Source organism: Roseobacter sp. (assembly GCF_045106495.1).
Lineage (GTDB): Bacteria > Pseudomonadota > Alphaproteobacteria > Rhodobacterales > Rhodobacteraceae > Roseobacter.
The window spans coordinates 14,660-30,525 of sequence record NZ_JBGCEQ010000035.1 but is presented as its reverse complement, the minus strand read 5'-3'; the positions used below and the strand labels follow the sequence as shown (position 1 = coordinate 30,525).

Here is a 15,866-nt window from a genome sequence, read left to right as displayed (position 1 = left end):
AGATTATCGCGATCGCCCAAGAGCTTGGCGGACTTCAGACAGTTTTATCGCACCTATGAGATGGGCCGTTCCGAAATAGCTGACCATCCCCAAAGCAATCAACGCGGCCAAAGCCAAGGCGCGCCACCAGTCCAGCCCCAGAAACGGGCTGAGCGCGACATTGCCCCACCAAAGTGCAACCCCCATGATCGCGGAGGCAAAAACCATGCGCCAGATGCGGCCATGAAATCGTCCGTCAAATCGCGCGACATCACCGTAGCGACGCGCGCCAATACCCAAAGACGCAACCATGACCCAAGCCGCAACCGTCGTGGCAATCGCTGGCGCGATCCACCCGATCACTGGGGCCAGTCCGATGGCAAGCCCCGCATTTACGATCATCGAGATCACGGCATAGTGGAACGGACGGCGGGTGTCTTCGCGTGCAAAAAACACCGGCTGCAAAATTTTTTGCAGGACGAAGGCAGGCAACCCAAGACCGTAGATCGCCACGGCGACGGCAATGGCGGCGGTATCGTCCGCTGTTGCAGCGCCCCGTTCGAAAAGCACGGAAACCAAGGGAAACGGCACGACGATCAAGGCCACCGCCGCCGGGATCGTAAGCGCAAGCGAGATTTCGGCTGCACGGCTGAGTGCAAAACGTGCGCCCTCTTCATCGCGAGCCTGCAACCGGCGTGACAGATCCGGCAGCAGGACGATTCCCACCGCGATGCCAACAACGCCGAGCGGCAATTGGTACAATCTGTCAGCTGCAAATAGCCAACCAACCGCCTTGTCAAAGTAACTTGCAACCTGCTGACCCACGAGCAAATTGACCTGCACGACCCCTCCCGCCAAGGCCGCGGGGATGGCCACCCGTATCAGGCGACGCATGTCCGGGGTCAATCGTGGACGCCGGGGTTTGAGCACAAAGCCTGCACGCCGCGCCGCGACCCACAACAAAGCGAATTGCACGACACCAGCGACAGGGATGGTCCATATCAGCGCCCGCGCGACATCTCCGCCCAGCCAGGCGGCAGTGGCCATGGCACCCACGAGAAGGATATTGAGCAACACAGGTGCGGCAGCGGCAGCAGCAAACCGACCAGCCGAGTTCAACATCCCTGAAAGCAACGCTGCCAGAGAAATGAAAAGGATGTAAGGAAAGGCGACGCGGCCAAATTCGACCGACAATTCGAACTGTTCCTGTCCGGCAAATCCGGATGCCAGCCCGAAGATCAACCAAGGCATAATGGCCATGGCGAGCAAGGTGAGCGCGATCAATACCGAGGCAAGTCCGGCGAAGGCGTCGGAGGCAAAGCCGTCCGGGTCTTGGTCCCCTTCGAGGCGTTTGGAAAACATCGGCACAAAGGCCATGTTAAACGCGCCTTCGGCAAAAAACCGACGAAACATGTTGGGCAATCGGAACGCAACGACATAGGCTTGATAGAGTGGTCCTGTCCCGAGATAGGCCAGGATCATTGCGTCCCGCACAAAACCCAATACCCGGCTCATCAATGTCCAGCCGCCCACCGTAAAAAAGCCGGACATCAGGCGGATGGGCTTCACTCCTGCGCCCTCTCAACACCTTCTACAATGGCCTGACGCAGCTTTTTCTCAAGCGAACGCTGTTTGCTCTCGGAATGGTATTTCAACCCGAACATATCTTTGACGTAGAAGGTGTCGACCACCTGTTCTCCGTACGTCGCGATCACGGCATTGGCGATGTAAACATTGGCTGCCGCCAGTGTCCGGGCCAGATCATAGAGCAGACCGGGTCGGTCACGCGTATCGACCTCGATGATCGTGTAGATCTCGGAGCCCTCGTTGTCGAAAGTAATATGCGTTGGAACCTTGAACGCGCGTTCGCGCTTTTTGACCTTGTCGCGTGATTTGAGGGCATCGCGGGCGACTACCTCTCCGCGCAGGGTTTTTTCGATGATCTGCCGCAGCCTGGGCAGGCGCGCAGCGTCATATGGGTTGCCGTCGCTGTCCTGGAGCCAATAGGCGTCGGTGACCATACCATCCTTGGTCGTGTAGCTGCGCGCGTCGACAACATTGGCACCTACAAGCGCCAGTGCGCCCGACAGTCGGGCAAAAATACCAGGATGGTCAGACATCACAAAACACGCGCGCGTCGCATCACGATCATCATCGGGGTGAAGATCGATCAGGATTTCGTCATCCTTTACGTCTCGCAGCATTTTGGCAAAGGTCACATGGGCGGTCAGGTGAAGCGCCTGCCAATAAGGGTCATAGTGCCGCGCGGTTTCCTGTTGCAATTCCTTACGGGGCCAATCGCTGAGCGCCTCACGCAAATCACGCTTCGCTTCCGCACCCCGGTTTTGACGATTGAGATCTTCAAGTCCGGTTTCCAGCGCCCGTTTTGTCTGGCGGTAGAGTGCGCGGATCAGCACTGCTTTCCAGTTATTCCATGTGTTCGGCCCAACACCCCGAATATCGCAAACCGTCAGGACACACAGCAGGTCAAGCCGTTTGACCGTTTGGACTGCTTTGGCAAAGTCACGCACTGTACGCGGGTCCGCAATATCGCGTTTTTGCGCCATATCCGACATCAGCAAGTGGTACCGTACCAGCCATTCAACAGTATCTGTATCAGCCTGGTTTAACCCCAGTCGCGGGGCGATCTTCCGCGCCATATGGGCGCCGAGGATTGAATGGTCTTCTGGACGTCCCTTGGCGATATCATGGATCAGCAAGGCTGTATAAAGCACTTTACGATCCACACCCCGTTTGAGAATAGATGAGGCGACCGGCAGGTCTTCTTCCAGGTCGCCACGTTCAATCTGGCTGAGATTGGCAATACACTGGATGATGTGCTCGTCGACAGTATAACTATGATACATGTTGAACTGCATCATCGCTACGATCGGTTCGAACTCAGGTACAAAAGCCGAAAGTACACCAAGCTCGTTCATGCGACGCAAAGCGCGTTCCGGATTGCCATGTTTCAGCAACAAGTCAAAGAAGATACGCTGGGCTTCTGGGTTGGTGCGCACGCTTTCGTCGATCAAGTGCAAGTTGGATTTGATAAGGCGCATCGCATCCGGATGAATCAGCATGCCAGTCCTGAGCGCCTCCTCAAAGAGCCGCAATAGATTGAGCTTATCTGAGAGAAATTCAGTCTCGTCTTTGACGGCGATCCGATTATGAACAACGACGTAGTCGCTTTTGATCCTTGGGCGTCGTCTGAAAATCCGGTCGAGTATCGGTTCAGCCTTGACATGATCCGCTTCGAGTTTGGATATGAATATCCGTGTCAAATCGCCGACGTCGGTCGCATGCAAAAAATACTCTTGCATGAAAACCTCGACTGCGCGCCGCCCTTTTGTGTCCTGATAGCCCATCGCCTCGGCAACCATAACTTGCATGTCAAACGTCAATTGCTCGGAGGCGCGGTTGTTGATCAGATGCAAATGACCGCGCACAGCCCAGAGGAAATCTTCAGCAGCAACAAAGCCGCGAAACTCTTCTTCCGTGAAAACGCCCAAGCCGACCAGATCAGCAGCGTCTGACACGTTGTGCACATATTTGGCAATCCAGAAAAGCGATTGTAGATCGCGCAGCCCGCCTTTGCCTTCCTTGACGTTCGGTTCCACGACATAGCGCTGACCGTATTTTTTGTGCCGGGTTTCGCGTTCGCCCAGCTTGGCTTCAACAAACGCACGTTCCGAACCTGCGAATAACTCCTTACGCAGGCGGTGCCCCAGGTTTTGAGCCAATGCTGTATCGCCCGCCAGAAACCTCTGTTCCAGCATCGCGGTTCGGATGGTGAAATCGTCTGCGCCAAGCCGCAAACATTCCTTGATCGTTCTGCTGGCGTGCCCGACCTTGAGCTTCAGGTCCCACAGGATATAAAGCATCGACTCAATGACGCTTTCCGCCCAGGCCGTGATTTTGTAGGGTATCAGAAACAAAAGGTCGACGTCCGAAAACGGTGCCATTTCACCGCGACCATAGCCTCCGACCGCAATCACAGCCAAATGTTCGCTGGCCGTCGGATTGGGCTTTGGGTGCAGCACATCCTGAGCAACCTTCAATGCAGATGTCACCAGATTGTCGGTCAGGTAGGTATAGGCTCGTGTCATTGGCCGCGCTTGAAACGGATGCGCGGCAAATGCTTTTGCGATCTCCGCGCGCCCTTTAGATTGACGCTCGCGCAACAATGCAACGACGATCCGGCGAATCTCGCTATGATCCGTCAGACCACTGGTGGCATGGGATAAATCCTTTGCGAAAGCGGTAGCGTCAAAAATCAGTTCGGGCGGGCAAATCAGCGCCTCATCCTGAGGGGCATCGACCTGCTGAGCGTGGAGCACCATTTACTCTTCTTAAAATCCCAAACCGCTGAAAGACTGCGGCGCCGGGCTCAGGATCGATACCTGTGCTTCACTGATGGTCGCAATAGCCAAACCGCGCTGGTTCGAACCATTGGGTAACAATCTGAAAATACCACTGGCACCACGAAACCCTGCTCCCTGGGTCAAGGCCGCGCCTGTCAATGCATTGGATTGACCTTGGCTGACCAATGCGCCGATGGCCGCGATCCCATCGAATGCAAGACCACCAATGGGATGCGGCACGCCGCCATAAGCACTTTGATATTGCGCGCTGAAAGTTGCGGAAGCCGAAGGATCAGGCAGCGCAAACCATCCGCCTTGCACCCCTGGCAAGCTGAGGGTTTGTGAGGGGATGTCCCAACGTGTGAGCCCCATAAATTGCGAAGTCTCAGATGACACACCCGACTCGGGCAGCAACTGTGACAAGAGCGGCAGAGCGCTCGCAGTATCGGTTGTCATAAAAACAGCATCTGCAGCATTGCTCTCAACGGCCTCTTTGATCTGTGGCACGGCCGCAATTACATCCTGTTGAGACAGCGCATAGCCGACCGAACCGACCACGGATGCACCTTGCGACTGAACTGCTGTGCTGATCGCGTCCCGGCCTGCGGTTCCAGCAGAATCCTGCCCATAAACAACGACGAACCGTTGTTTTCCCTGGGAGGTTGCATAACCGACAATCCTGTCAGCTGTGTTTTGAAAGGTCGGCCCCAGGACATAAACATTCCCACCGGCAATCGACGCGTTGTTCGAGAAGGACAAAACGTTGATGTTCTGGCCCGAAACGGCATTACCGACGGCATTGGCAGAAGCCGCATAGACAGGACCTAAAATGATTTTCGCGCCCTCTTCCACAGCCTGCTTGGCCACTGCTGCCGCCGTGTTAGCATCGCCGCCAGTTTGATAAACACGCAGATCAATAGTCGCACCATTCAGGTCACGCATGGCCAGTCGCGCCGCGTTTTCAAGGCTTTGAGCCAATATTTCGTCGGTTGTCTGACCAGAGCCGCCCGGAACAAGCAGTGCCACCGGAACCGCGGCTCCTGTGTTAATGCTAGGTCCTCCACCAGGAACAGCGTCACATGCCGCAAGGGCCAATGCGATGATGGGTAAGGTGAGCACTTGCAACACCTTGCGGGCGGATGGCAAAACGGCAAACATAGGTGAATACTCCAGCAATCAAAGTCAATGCGCGTTCTGCGCGGTTGCGGCGATCATAAACGTCACGAAAGGCGGGTCCAGCGTTGAATTTCCAAAAGGTGCCCTTGGACGCGGGTCTCTACTTTGTGGGCGTGCCGATCGGTACTGCGCGCGACATCACGCTGCGGGCGCTCGACATCCTTGCGTCAGCGGATGTTTTGGCCGCCGAAGATACGCGCAGTCTGCGCCGTTTGATGGATATTCACGCTGTGCCTTTGGTGGGTCGACATCTGGTGGCCCTGCATGATCACTCAGGCGACGCTGTGATCAACCGTCTGCTCAGCGCCGTGAGCGAAGGCAAATCTGTAGCTTATGCCTCAGAGGCGGGCATGCCTCTGATTGCCGACCCTGGTTTCGAATTGAGTCGCGCCGCAAGCGAGGCGGGGTGCATGGTGACATGTGCGCCGGGGCCTTCGGCAGTTTTGACGGCGCTGGTTTTGGCGGGGCTGCCAACGGACGCGTTTCATTTCGCCGGGGTTCTGCCCAATGCAAAAACCGCACGCCGATCCGCGCTGGAGGCGTTACGCGAGGTTCCGGGGACATTGGTTTTTTACGAATCCCCAAAAAGACTGGCCGCGATGCTGGCGGATGCCGAGGCTGTTTTGGGGGTTGAACGCAAATCTGTGGTATGCCGCGAACTGACCAAAAAATTTGAAGAGGTGCAGCGTGGCAGCCTGGCAGATCTTTCCGAGCAGTTTTCGGAGCGGTCCGTAAAAGGCGAGGTGGTCGTACTGATCGATCGTAACCGTTCAGACTCTGTTAGCCAAGACAATATAAAATCAGACCTGAGCCAAGCTTTGGCCGCGACCTCAATGCGTGATGCGGTTGATCTGGTATCCAAAGCACATAATTTACCCCGTCGCCAAGTCTATCAATTGGCGCTGGAGCTCGCCAAAGGATGACAGGATGGCCGCCAAGCTACAGCGCACAAGCAAGGGGCAAGTATCTTATCACGCGGGTCTTTCAGCCGAAGAAGCAGTAGCGCGCGCTTACCAGCTGACTGGGTACGAAATCGCAGAACGCAGATGGCGCGGCGCGGGTGGTGAAATCGATTTGATTTTGCAAAACGATGATGCCGTGGTCTTTGTTGAGGTAAAAAAGAGTGCTAGTTTCGCGGATGCGGCTTTGCGTGTCAGCCCCCGTCAGATGCAACGCATCTATAGTTCTGCCGAGGAGTATCTTGGCACGCGACCGCTCGGCGCCCTTACCGAGGCGCGGTTTGATGTTGCATTGGTAGATGGTCAAGGTCGCATTCACATTATCGAGAATGCCTTTGGTGGAACGTAATCGATCATGACCTAATCATTGCACCTTTGCGATCCCTGCGCCATTTAGGAACGATCAATGCAGGAGTGGCTATGAAGATCGCTTTTCAGATGGACCCAATTGGCGACGTCGACATCAACGCTGACAGTTCATTTCGCCTCGCGGAAGAGGCGCAAACCCGGGGCCACGACTTGTTTTTCTATTCGCCGGATCATTTGGCGTTTCAGGAGGGAGAAATTACAGCACGCGGGCACGACCTGCGGGTACAACGCGTGCAAGGCGAGCACGCGCAGCTTGGTCACGCGCGTGAGGTGAAACTCGCAGATTTCGATGTGGTCTGGCTGCGCCAAGACCCACCGTTTGATATGCATTACATCACGTCAACCCACCTACTGGATCGTTTGGCGCCCGGCACATTGGTGGTCAATGACCCGTTTTGGGTTCGAAATTATCCGGAGAAACTTTTGGTCTTGGATTTTCCGGATCTGACACCCCCCACAAGCATTGCGCGCGATCTCAGCACCATCAAAGCGTTCAAGGAAAAACATGGCGATGTCATTCTCAAACCGCTCTACGGGAATGGCGGCGCTGGCGTTTTTCGCCTGGACGTAAATGACCGCAACTTGACATCTTTGCATGAATTGTTTGTCAGTTTTTCCCGCGAACCGCTGATTGTGCAAAAATTTCTGCCGGATGTCTCCAATGGCGACAAGCGCGTGATTTTGGTGGATGGTGAGCCTGTTGGGGCGATCAACCGTGTCCCTGCGGCAGGCGAAACCAGATCCAATATGCATGTGGGCGGTCGCCCCGAGAAGATTGGCCTCACGGATCGTGACCTGGAAATTTGCGCTGCCATCGGTCCGTTATTGAAAGAAAAAGGGCAGATTTTCGTCGGCATTGACGTCATTGGCGATTATCTCACGGAGATCAACGTAACCTCGCCCACTGGTATTCAAGAGTTGGAGCGGTTTGACGGGGTCAATATCGCCGGCAAAATCTGGGACGCCATCGAGGCGCGTCTTGGCTAGGCATCTACCGGGCTGACCAAGCGGAAGCTGATGGCTTCTGCCACATGCGGGCGCGAGATTGTTTGCGCCCCATCCAGATCGGCGATCGTACGAGCCACACCCATCACGCGATGATATCCGCGCGCGGATAGCTTGAACTTATCTGCAGCACGGAGCAGCAGGTCTCGCCCTTCTTTATCTGGCGTTGCGATCTCTTCCAGAGCCTCGCCTTCAGCATCGGCATTTGTGCGCATATTTGGCCGCTCGGCAAACCGGATCTGTTGCACCGCGCGGGACGTTGCAACCCTTTCGGCAACCGTTGTGGACTTTTCGCCATTTGCGGGTAGATCAAGGTCGGAATAAGAAACGGGCGGGACATCGACGCGCAAGTCGAAACGGTCCATCAATGGTCCGGAAATACGCCCAAGATAGTCGTCTCCGCAGTGCGGCACGCGGGCACAAGCACGCTCAGGATCCGGCAGATAGCCGCATTTGCAAGGGTTTGCCGCAGCCACAAGCATGAAGCGGCAGGGGTATCTGATGTGCGCATTGGCGCGTGATATCATAACCTCAGCGGTCTCGACTGGCTGGCGCAGTGTTTCCAACACGTTTCGTTGGTATTCCGGGAATTCATCCATAAAGAGCACACCATTGTGGGCCAGTGACACCTCACCCGGTTTGGCCAACCGCCCACCGCCAATGATCGCAGCCATGGAAGAGGTGTGATGCGGATCGCGAAATGGGCGGTCACGCGTGATGCCACCTTCATCCAGTTCGCCCGCGATCGAATGGATCATCGATGTTTCCAGAGCCTCCATAGCTGTCATCGACGGCAGAATGCCAGGAAGTCTTCGTGCCAACATCGACTTGCCGGAACCGGGCGTTCCCACAAAAATCAGATGGTGCCGGCCGGCAGCTGCGATTTCAAGTGCGCGCTTGGCCCTTTCCTGGCCTTTGACCTCTGATAGGTCATTGGTCGGTTTAAAGGCTGGAATCTCGCCTGGTTGTGCCGGTGGTATAGGGACTTGTCCGCTGAAATGGCGCACCACATCGCCCAAGGTTTCGGCGGCGGTCACACTGGCATCGCTGACCCATGCGGCTTCTTTGCCACAAGGAGCTGGGCAAAGCAGTTCCATGCCTTCGGCGGCGGCGGTCATGGCGGCAGGTAATGCGCCTGTGACTGGAACGATTTTGCCATCAAGCGACAATTCTCCCAAAGCAACAACAGATTGGGTGATGTCGCGGGGAATGATTTCCAGAGCTGCCAGCAACGATATGGCAATGGGCAGATCAAAGTGGCTGCCTTCTTTTGGCAAATCGGCAGGGCTAAGGTTTATCGTCACTTTCTTGGAAGGAAAGGCAATTGCCATATTCGCCAAGGCCGCCCGCACGCGTTCCTTGGCCTCAGACACAGCCTTGTCCGGAAGGCCAACAATACTAAAACCGGGCAACCCGGGGGACAGGGAGCATTGTACTTCGACCAAGCAAGCCTCAACGCCACGAAATGCGACAGAATGTGCCAGTGATATCAAAACAATCTCCCTCACCAATTATGGTTAATCGGTACTTGAGCGGTCTTTACCAAAGGTTAATGCGAAACATTACACCGGCCAATCGCGCGTGCCGCCGCCCATTGGATAGGGAAAGGGATCATATGTCACTTTCAGCCCATCCGCGCGCCAAACTTTGAAAGCCCTGTCACTGATTGTTGTCTGGCAATAAGACAGGGCTGCATCGGAAACAGGCAAATCATAGCCAATGATCCTTGCAGCGACCGGCGCGTAAAATACATCTGCAAGACTGTAATCACCGAATATCCAACCATTTTCTGAACCCGACAAATCACGGGCGCTGCGCCAGATTGCTTCAAGCCGGGCCAGGTCTGCCAGCACCTCTGCATTGGGGACAAACCCTGTTGTGACGTGTTGTAATTGCATCGGGCACGCGTCTCTCAGAGCGGCAAACCCCGATGCCATTTCCGCGCAAAGCCATCTCGCGCGCGCCCGCAGTCGGGCGTCGTGCGGCCAGAATGGGACGTCCGGATGTCGCTCCGCCAAGGTCTCGGCCATTGCGACGGATTCGCCAATTACATCACCCTCTGGCGTTCGCAGGACCGGAACCAACCGCGCCGGAGCCAGCGGTGCCAAATCTTCTGGCATAGTGCCGCTGTAGAGCCCGACCAAGTTGGTCCGGTAAGGCAGGTCAAATTTCTCCATCATCAACCAGCCGCGCAAAGACCAGCTGGAGAAGGTGCGATCGCCGATGTAAAGATCATAAGTCATGCCGTCATGCTAGCGGGCGAAGCGTACAGCCAGCAAACAAAGTTTTGTGGCGGAGTTGATCACGGACAGTGATTAATCTGCCCGACTTTGGCGCTGCCGCCCGTCCAGACGATGGACGTGGCAGACAGGTTGTCGATGGAATGTGAAAGCGCGTCGTAAGCAGAAACGCCCAAACCACGTTGGACCTGGGTGAGAATGACGCCAATATGGGCGATCGCCACGATTTCGGATGTCGGATGGCTGGCGTTGACCTGATCCACAAAGCCATTCACCCGCGCAGCCGCGGCATTCCAGCTCTCACCCTCGGGTGGTGCTACATCGCCCGGTTTTTCCCAGTATGCGCGGCTTAGCTCAGGATCGCGCTCAGAGATGGCTGAGAAGTGCATGCCGTCCCAGACGCCAAAATTAAACTCTCGAATTTGGTCGCTATTCGGAAGCCGTGTGTGGCCCGTGCCTTGCAGAGCATCTGCAGTATCAGATGCACGACGCAAATCGGACGACACCATCAAAGACCTGTCTGGCAAGTGCAGACGCAAACGTGCGATCCGGTCTATGTCGGAAAGATCGGCGGGGACGTCACGCCATCCAACGAATGTTTTTTCATGAGTGGGCCCGTGCCGCACCCAATGCCAAACAGTCAAGGCATTTCACCTTTTAGCACCGATGGAAGCCCTGCAATCACCATCACGGTTAAATCAGACTGGGCGGCCAGGGCAATGTTGAGCCTGCCCTGTGCTTCACGAAATTCCCGGGACAAAGCGTTGTCTGGCACGATCCCATGGCCCACCTCATTTGAAACGACAATAACGGGCACCTGGGCCGCGTGCAGTGCTGCCAATAGGTCGTTTTGCGCAGCCGCGACATTCCTTTGGTCGAGCATTTGATTGCTCAGCCACATCGTCGCGCAATCCACCAACACACCTTGTCCCGCATGCAGTTGCGAAAGGCTTGGCGAAAGATCCAGATCGGCTTCAAAATTGGTCCATTGGTCACTTCTGCGCGATTTATGCTCCTCCACACGCATTTTTATTTCGTCGTCAAAAATGCGCGATGTGGCAATATAAACAGGTCTTAAGCCACTACTTAACAATAGTTTTTCAGCCCAGACAGACTTGCCCGAGGCCGCGCCGCCTAGCGCCAGTGTCAGTTTTGGCAACATTTTTTCAACCTTTGGTGTGAACCAATCACGTATACGATCCGTATCTCTGTTAATTGTACACGGCAAGGTGTGCTTCATCTGAACGGGAGATGTCGGTATGGCTTTGGACACGGCTCGAGATAGGTCGCTTTCGCGAACAGCGATGAAGGCAGAGTTGCTGGACGCAGAAACAGAATTAAGGCTCGCCTATGCATGGCGAGATGAACGATGCGAAAAGTCGCTCCATAGGTTGATTACAGCTTACATGCGGCTTGCCATTTCGATGGCGTCAAAATTCAAACGATACGGCGCGCCGATGAATGATCTCATTCAGGAAGCGGGCTTGGGCCTCATGAAGGCTGCGGATAAATTTGACCCGGACCGCGGTGTGCGTTTCTCAACATACGCTGTCTGGTGGATCAAAGCGTCGATACAAGATTATGTGATGCGCAATTGGTCCATGGTCAGAACCGGGTCTACATCTTCTCAAAAGTCATTGTTTTTTAACATGCGGCGCGTGCAAGCGCGCCTTGAGCGAGAAAGCGCAGCCGCGGGCGAGACGTTAGACCGCCACCAGCTACACCAGATGATATCAACCGAGATAGGCGTCCCGCTTCATGACGTTGAAATGATGGAAGGGCGACTTTCCGGGTCCGACTACTCTCTCAACGCAACGCAATCTACCGAGGATGAAGGCCGGGAATGGATTGATGCGCTGGAAGATGACAGCGCACAAGCTGCTGAAACCGTTGAGCATCAGCATGATACGGACCAGCTGCGCACATGGCTGCTGCAAGCCATGAACGATCTGAATGAACGTGAGAGATTTATTGTGAGAGAGCGCAAGCTTCGGGATCAGGCCCGCACGTTAGAAAGTCTGGGACAGGAGCTGTCTTTGAGCAAGGAACGTGTGCGCCAACTTGAAGCGGCAGCATTTGGCAAGATGCGCAAATCGCTTGAGAACCAATCGCGCGAAGTGCACCACTTTCTGATGTGATTGTACCAAGTATCAAAGCACTAGCGGCTTGTGGAGCGGTCATTTTGGCCGCTCCTTGCGTGTTTGCAGACACTGTTCTGGTTGCGGCACAGTCAGCTGATGTCGTTTTTCTGGGTGAGCAACATGATAACCCGGGCCACCACGATGTTCAGGCCAGATGGACTAGAGCGTTGAATCCCGCCGCATTGGTTTTTGAGATGCTGACGCCAGAACAGGCTGCGTCGATAACACAGGAAAATCGCAGCACGCAGGATAAGTTGGCTGCGGCGCTGGAATGGGACAGCACGGGATGGCCCGATTTTTCCATGTATTACCCGATAATTGAGGCTGCACCCGAGGCACGCATCTTTGGTGCAGGTGTACCGCGTGCGCAGGTTCAAAGTCTGATGAAGAAACCTTTACATGAGGCTATGGTGGCATCTGACGTGCAGCGGTTCGGGCTGGATCAACCACTACCTGACGCCCAGCAATCCAAACGGGAAAGCTTGCAAAGCGAGGCGCATTGCAATGCACTACCCGATGATCTTTTGCCAATGATGGTGTCGGTTCAGCGGTTGCGGAACGCCACATTGGCGCGCTCTGCATTGGACGCATTGGATCAAACGACAGGGCCCGTGCTGGTCATAACTGGCAATGGGCATGCGCGCACGGATTGGGGTGCCCCATTCTTGGTGCAACTGGCCGATCCCGACGTCGACGTTTTTGCACTGGGGCAAGGCGAGGGCGATTCCAACCCTCAGGGGATCTTTGATGCCCAGCTGGATGGCCCGGTCGTGGACCGCGGGAACCCTTGCGATGCTTTCAAATGACCTCAGGGGACTGGCAGTCACTCAACAGCCAGCATAAGGTCCTGAAGGAAGGTTATCCTCATAAGGCACATCATGCTAACCGGAAAACACATATTGCTGATCATCGGTGGTGGGATTGCGGCCTTCAAATCGCTTGATCTGATCCGCAGGATGCGCGAACGCGGCGCCATAGTGACACCGGTGCTCACCAAGGCGGGCGAAGAGTTCGTGACACCTTTGTCCGTGTCCGCGCTCGCCGGGTCCACGGTTTATCGCAATTTGTTTGATCTGAATGACGAGGCCGAGATGGGCCACATACAACTCAGCCGTGTCTCCGACCTGGTTGTGGTTGCTCCAGCGACGGCAGACCTGATGGGAAAAATGGCAAGTGGCCTTGCCAATGACTTGGCAAGCACGCTGCTTTTAGCGACGGATACGCCTGTGCTGATCGCGCCAGCGATGAACGTCCGCATGTGGCAACACGCTGCCACCCAACGCAATCTGGCGACACTCAAAAACGACGGGGTTGGTGTTGTCGGACCAAATGACGGCGACATGGCCTGTGGCGAGTTTGGCCCCGGCCGAATGGCAGAGCCGCTTGAGATCGTTGCAGCAATTCAGACACACTTTTCCGCAGGCCCTTTGTCGGGCCAACGCATTCTGGTGACCTCAGGCCCCACTCACGAACCGATCGATCCCGTGCGTTACATCGCCAACAGATCTTCAGGTGCCCAAGGCACGGCAATTGCACGCGCACTTTCGGCGCTGGGGGCTGAGGTCGTGTTTGTGACCGGTCCGGCTGATGTCCCGCCACCAGCGGGCGTGGACATCGTTCACGTTAAGACAGCACAGGAAATGCTTGGTGCTGTTGAAGCCACTTTGCCGGTTCATGCTGCTGTCTTTGCTGCGGCCGTGGCGGATTGGCGTGTCGACTGTGCCAGTGACCGCAAGCTGAAAAAATCAAAGGGCGGCTTGCCCCAACTCGCCTTTGTGGAAAACCCGGATATTTTGCGGCATATCGCACAGAGCAAAAAGGATCGCCCTAAGTTGGTCGTCGGTTTTGCCGCAGAAACAAATGACGTGCTAGAAAATGCCACTGCCAAACGCCTGCGCAAAGGATGTGATTGGATTGTTGCCAATGACGTCTCAACAGGGAGTGGCGTTATGGGCGGGGCAGAAAACACCGTTATTGTCATTGATGAACATCGGACGGAAACCTGGCCCAAAATGACAAAGGTCGAGGTCGCAAAACGGCTGGCTGAGCGCATGGCGCAGGCTTTGGCTTGACCCGTATTCATGGCCAAAGAGGGTTGAATATTGGTACAGATTAAGCTGGCTTGGGATGAGGGCGCGGATCAGGCACTGGGCTTGCCCGCCTATCAGACATCCGGTGCCGCAGGCGCTGACGTGCGCGCAAACCTCCCTGACGGTGCTGTGGTGATTGCGCCCGGCGCACGGGTTTTGATTCCAACGGGTTTGAAGATGGAAATTCCTGTTGGCTACGAAATCCAGGTGCGGCCGCGCTCCGGGCTGGCACTCAAACATGGCATCATGTTGGTCAACAGCCCCGGTACCATTGACAGTGACTACCGAGGGCCGGTGGGTGTGATCATGATGAATGCGGGTGAGATAGCTTTTGACGTAACCCACGGCATGCGCATCGCCCAACTAGTGCTGGCGCCTGTTGTACAGGCTGATTTTTATATCGCGGAAGACCTCAGTGAAACCGCACGCGGGGATGCTGGTTTTGGGTCGTCCGGAGAAAACTGATGCTGGTGGTGATTATTTTGGCGGTGGCGCTGTGGGTATTTGGCGGCCTGATGGGCGTGCCGCGCGCCACACGGAGCATGATGCTCGCTATTCTTTATGTGGCCGTTTTGATCATTCAGATCACCCTGCCAGCGGGCACGCCATTGCGCATGGCCACAGGCGATAGCCCTGCCCCTTGGCTTATTCTGGGTGGCTTTACCGGTCTGATTTTTCTCTACCGTCGCCTTTTGGCGGCTTTGCGCAGGCGCGCTGACGTCAAAGAAGCCGCAGCGCAGCCTATTGCGCCCAAACCGGGATTTAGCGATGCCGAGTTAAACAGGTATGCCCGTCATATCGTATTGCGCGAGATCGGTGGGCCAGGACAGAAAAAGCTCAAAGAGGCGAAAGTCCTTGTTATTGGCGCGGGCGGTCTGGGTGCACCAGCCCTGCAATATCTCGCCGCATCAGGCGTCGGGACGATCGGTGTGATCGATGATGACATTGTAGAAAATACAAATCTGGCCCGTCAGGTGATCCACAAAGACAAAGCCATCGGGATGCACAAGGTTTTTTCCGCGCAGGCCGAGATGCTGGAGCAAAATCCCCATGTCAAGGTGCGGCCCTATCAGCGACGTCTGACAGAAGACATCGCATCAGATCTCTTTGCAGACTATGATCTGGTGCTGGATGGCACTGATAATTTTGACACGCGCTATCTGGTCAACCGGGTGGCCGTTGAGCAAAAAATTCCCTTGGTCTCTGGCGCTTTGAGCCAGTGGGAAGGGCAACTCAGCGTTTTTGATCCCGCCCATGGCGCACCCTGCTATCAGTGTATTTTTTCGCAGGCCCCAGCTGCAGAACTGGCGCCTTCCTGCGCGGAAGCCGGTGTGTTGAGCCCACTACCGGGCGTAATTGGCGCGATGATGGCCGTAGAAGCTGTAAAGATCGTTACCGGTGCAGGCACCGCGCTGCGCGGACAAATGGTGATCTATGATGCGCTCTATGGCGAAAGCCGCACGATCGCCATAACCCCGCGTGTGGATTGCCCAATCTGCGGCGATATGCGCGCCCAGACGGCTTGATTTGGTCAAAATCGACG

General features: G+C 55.7%; 15 protein-coding genes. 8 read left to right on the top strand and 7 right to left on the bottom strand.

The window, feature by feature from the left end; all coding sequences use genetic code 11:
- Positions 1-3: 3 nt before the first annotated feature.
- Genes murJ through AB8B75_RS18500 form a run of 3 tightly spaced genes read right to left on the bottom strand, consistent with a single transcriptional unit; the run spans position 4 to position 5,501 of the window.
- Positions 4-1,548, bottom strand: coding sequence for a murein biosynthesis integral membrane protein MurJ (murJ, locus tag AB8B75_RS18510; RefSeq protein ID WP_405364299.1), 1,545 nt, complete (start codon positions 1,546-1,548; stop codon positions 4-6).
- Positions 1,545-4,322 carry a [protein-PII] uridylyltransferase gene (locus AB8B75_RS18505; protein ID WP_405364298.1) on the bottom strand — a complete coding sequence of 926 codons (2,778 nt, stop codon included), beginning with the start codon at positions 4,320-4,322 and terminating at the stop codon, positions 1,545-1,547. The genes murJ and AB8B75_RS18505 overlap by 4 nt, the downstream gene beginning before the upstream one ends.
- Before the next feature lie 9 nt (positions 4,323-4,331).
- The gene (locus AB8B75_RS18500; protein WP_405364297.1) at positions 4,332-5,501 is read right to left on the bottom strand and encodes a penicillin-binding protein activator; all 1,170 of its coding nucleotides are present in this window, start codon (positions 5,499-5,501) and stop codon (positions 4,332-4,334) included.
- Positions 5,502-5,584: 83 nt separating this feature from the next.
- Between AB8B75_RS18500 and rsmI the strand changes: the two genes are divergently transcribed.
- The 3 genes from rsmI (at position 5,585) to gshB (ending at position 7,834) form a co-directional block, all read left to right on the top strand.
- Positions 5,585-6,442, top strand: a complete 858-nt coding sequence (rsmI, locus tag AB8B75_RS18495; RefSeq protein WP_405364296.1) for a 16S rRNA (cytidine(1402)-2'-O)-methyltransferase — start codon at positions 5,585-5,587, stop codon at positions 6,440-6,442.
- A 4-nt stretch (positions 6,443-6,446) separates the two neighbouring features.
- Positions 6,447-6,827, top strand: coding sequence for a YraN family protein (locus AB8B75_RS18490; RefSeq protein WP_405364295.1), 381 nt, complete (start codon positions 6,447-6,449; stop codon positions 6,825-6,827).
- Positions 6,828-6,898: 71 nt separating this feature from the next.
- On the top strand, positions 6,899-7,834 hold the full coding sequence (gene gshB / locus AB8B75_RS18485; RefSeq protein WP_405364294.1) for a glutathione synthase: 936 nt from the start codon (positions 6,899-6,901) through the stop codon (positions 7,832-7,834).
- On the opposite strand, the gene AB8B75_RS18480 is transcribed toward gshB, so the two are convergent.
- The 4 genes from AB8B75_RS18480 to cobU all read right to left on the bottom strand — a co-directional run bounded on the left by AB8B75_RS18480 (position 7,831) and on the right by cobU (position 11,254).
- On the bottom strand, positions 7,831-9,342 hold the full coding sequence (locus AB8B75_RS18480; RefSeq protein ID WP_405364325.1) for a YifB family Mg chelatase-like AAA ATPase: 1,512 nt from the start codon (positions 9,340-9,342) through the stop codon (positions 7,831-7,833). The two genes, gshB and AB8B75_RS18480, sit on opposite strands and share 4 nt — an antisense overlap.
- 72 nt (positions 9,343-9,414) lie before the next feature.
- Complete coding sequence (locus AB8B75_RS18475; protein WP_405364293.1) at positions 9,415-10,095, bottom strand: glutathione S-transferase; 681 nt, start codon at positions 10,093-10,095, stop codon at positions 9,415-9,417.
- Positions 10,096-10,154: 59 nt separating this feature from the next.
- Positions 10,155-10,736: a histidine phosphatase family protein gene (locus AB8B75_RS18470; RefSeq protein ID WP_405364292.1), complete on the bottom strand. Its 582-nt coding sequence runs from the start codon at positions 10,734-10,736 to the stop codon at positions 10,155-10,157.
- The gene (gene cobU, locus AB8B75_RS18465) at positions 10,733-11,254 is read right to left on the bottom strand and encodes a bifunctional adenosylcobinamide kinase/adenosylcobinamide-phosphate guanylyltransferase (RefSeq protein WP_405364291.1); all 522 of its coding nucleotides are present in this window, start codon (positions 11,252-11,254) and stop codon (positions 10,733-10,735) included. The genes AB8B75_RS18470 and cobU overlap by 4 nt, the downstream gene beginning before the upstream one ends.
- 97 nt (positions 11,255-11,351) lie before the next feature.
- On the opposite strand from cobU, the gene AB8B75_RS18460 reads away from it, so the two are divergent.
- The 5 genes from AB8B75_RS18460 (at position 11,352) to AB8B75_RS18440 (ending at position 15,849) form a co-directional block, all read left to right on the top strand.
- The gene (locus AB8B75_RS18460) at positions 11,352-12,230 is read left to right on the top strand and encodes an RNA polymerase factor sigma-32 (RefSeq protein ID WP_405364290.1); all 879 of its coding nucleotides are present in this window, start codon (positions 11,352-11,354) and stop codon (positions 12,228-12,230) included.
- A 44-nt stretch (positions 12,231-12,274) separates the two neighbouring features.
- On the top strand, positions 12,275-13,039 hold the full coding sequence (locus AB8B75_RS18455) for a ChaN family lipoprotein (protein ID WP_405364289.1): 765 nt from the start codon (positions 12,275-12,277) through the stop codon (positions 13,037-13,039).
- A 72-nt stretch (positions 13,040-13,111) separates the two neighbouring features.
- Entirely contained in the window at positions 13,112-14,305 is a 1,194-nt protein-coding gene (gene coaBC / locus AB8B75_RS18450) for a bifunctional phosphopantothenoylcysteine decarboxylase/phosphopantothenate--cysteine ligase CoaBC (RefSeq protein ID WP_405364288.1), read from the top strand.
- A 30-nt stretch (positions 14,306-14,335) separates the two neighbouring features.
- Complete coding sequence (gene dut, locus AB8B75_RS18445) at positions 14,336-14,788, top strand: dUTP diphosphatase (protein ID WP_405364287.1); 453 nt, start codon at positions 14,336-14,338, stop codon at positions 14,786-14,788.
- Positions 14,788-15,849, top strand: a complete 1,062-nt coding sequence (locus AB8B75_RS18440; protein ID WP_405364286.1) for a HesA/MoeB/ThiF family protein — start codon at positions 14,788-14,790, stop codon at positions 15,847-15,849. Before dut ends, AB8B75_RS18440 begins: the two co-directional genes overlap by 1 nt.
- Positions 15,850-15,866 lie beyond the last annotated feature (17 nt).

Coding starts and splice junctions, on each gene's coding strand:
- AB8B75_RS18505 (WP_405364298.1), bottom strand. CDS start 4,322: ATGGTGCTCCACGCTCAGCAGGTCGATGCCCCTCAGGATGAGGCGCTG.
- AB8B75_RS18500 (WP_405364297.1), bottom strand. CDS start 5,501: ATGTTTGCCGTTTTGCCATCCGCCCGCAAGGTGTTGCAAGTGCTCACC.
- AB8B75_RS18490 (WP_405364295.1), top strand. CDS start 6,447: ATGGCCGCCAAGCTACAGCGCACAAGCAAGGGGCAAGTATCTTATCAC.
- gshB (WP_405364294.1), top strand. CDS start 6,899: ATGAAGATCGCTTTTCAGATGGACCCAATTGGCGACGTCGACATCAAC.
- AB8B75_RS18475 (WP_405364293.1), bottom strand. CDS start 10,095: ATGACTTATGATCTTTACATCGGCGATCGCACCTTCTCCAGCTGGTCT.
- cobU (WP_405364291.1), bottom strand. CDS start 11,254: ATGTTGCCAAAACTGACACTGGCGCTAGGCGGCGCGGCCTCGGGCAAG.
- AB8B75_RS18460 (WP_405364290.1), top strand. CDS start 11,352: ATGGCTTTGGACACGGCTCGAGATAGGTCGCTTTCGCGAACAGCGATG.
- coaBC (WP_405364288.1), top strand. CDS start 13,112: ATGCTAACCGGAAAACACATATTGCTGATCATCGGTGGTGGGATTGCG.
- AB8B75_RS18440 (WP_405364286.1), top strand. CDS start 14,788: ATGCTGGTGGTGATTATTTTGGCGGTGGCGCTGTGGGTATTTGGCGGC.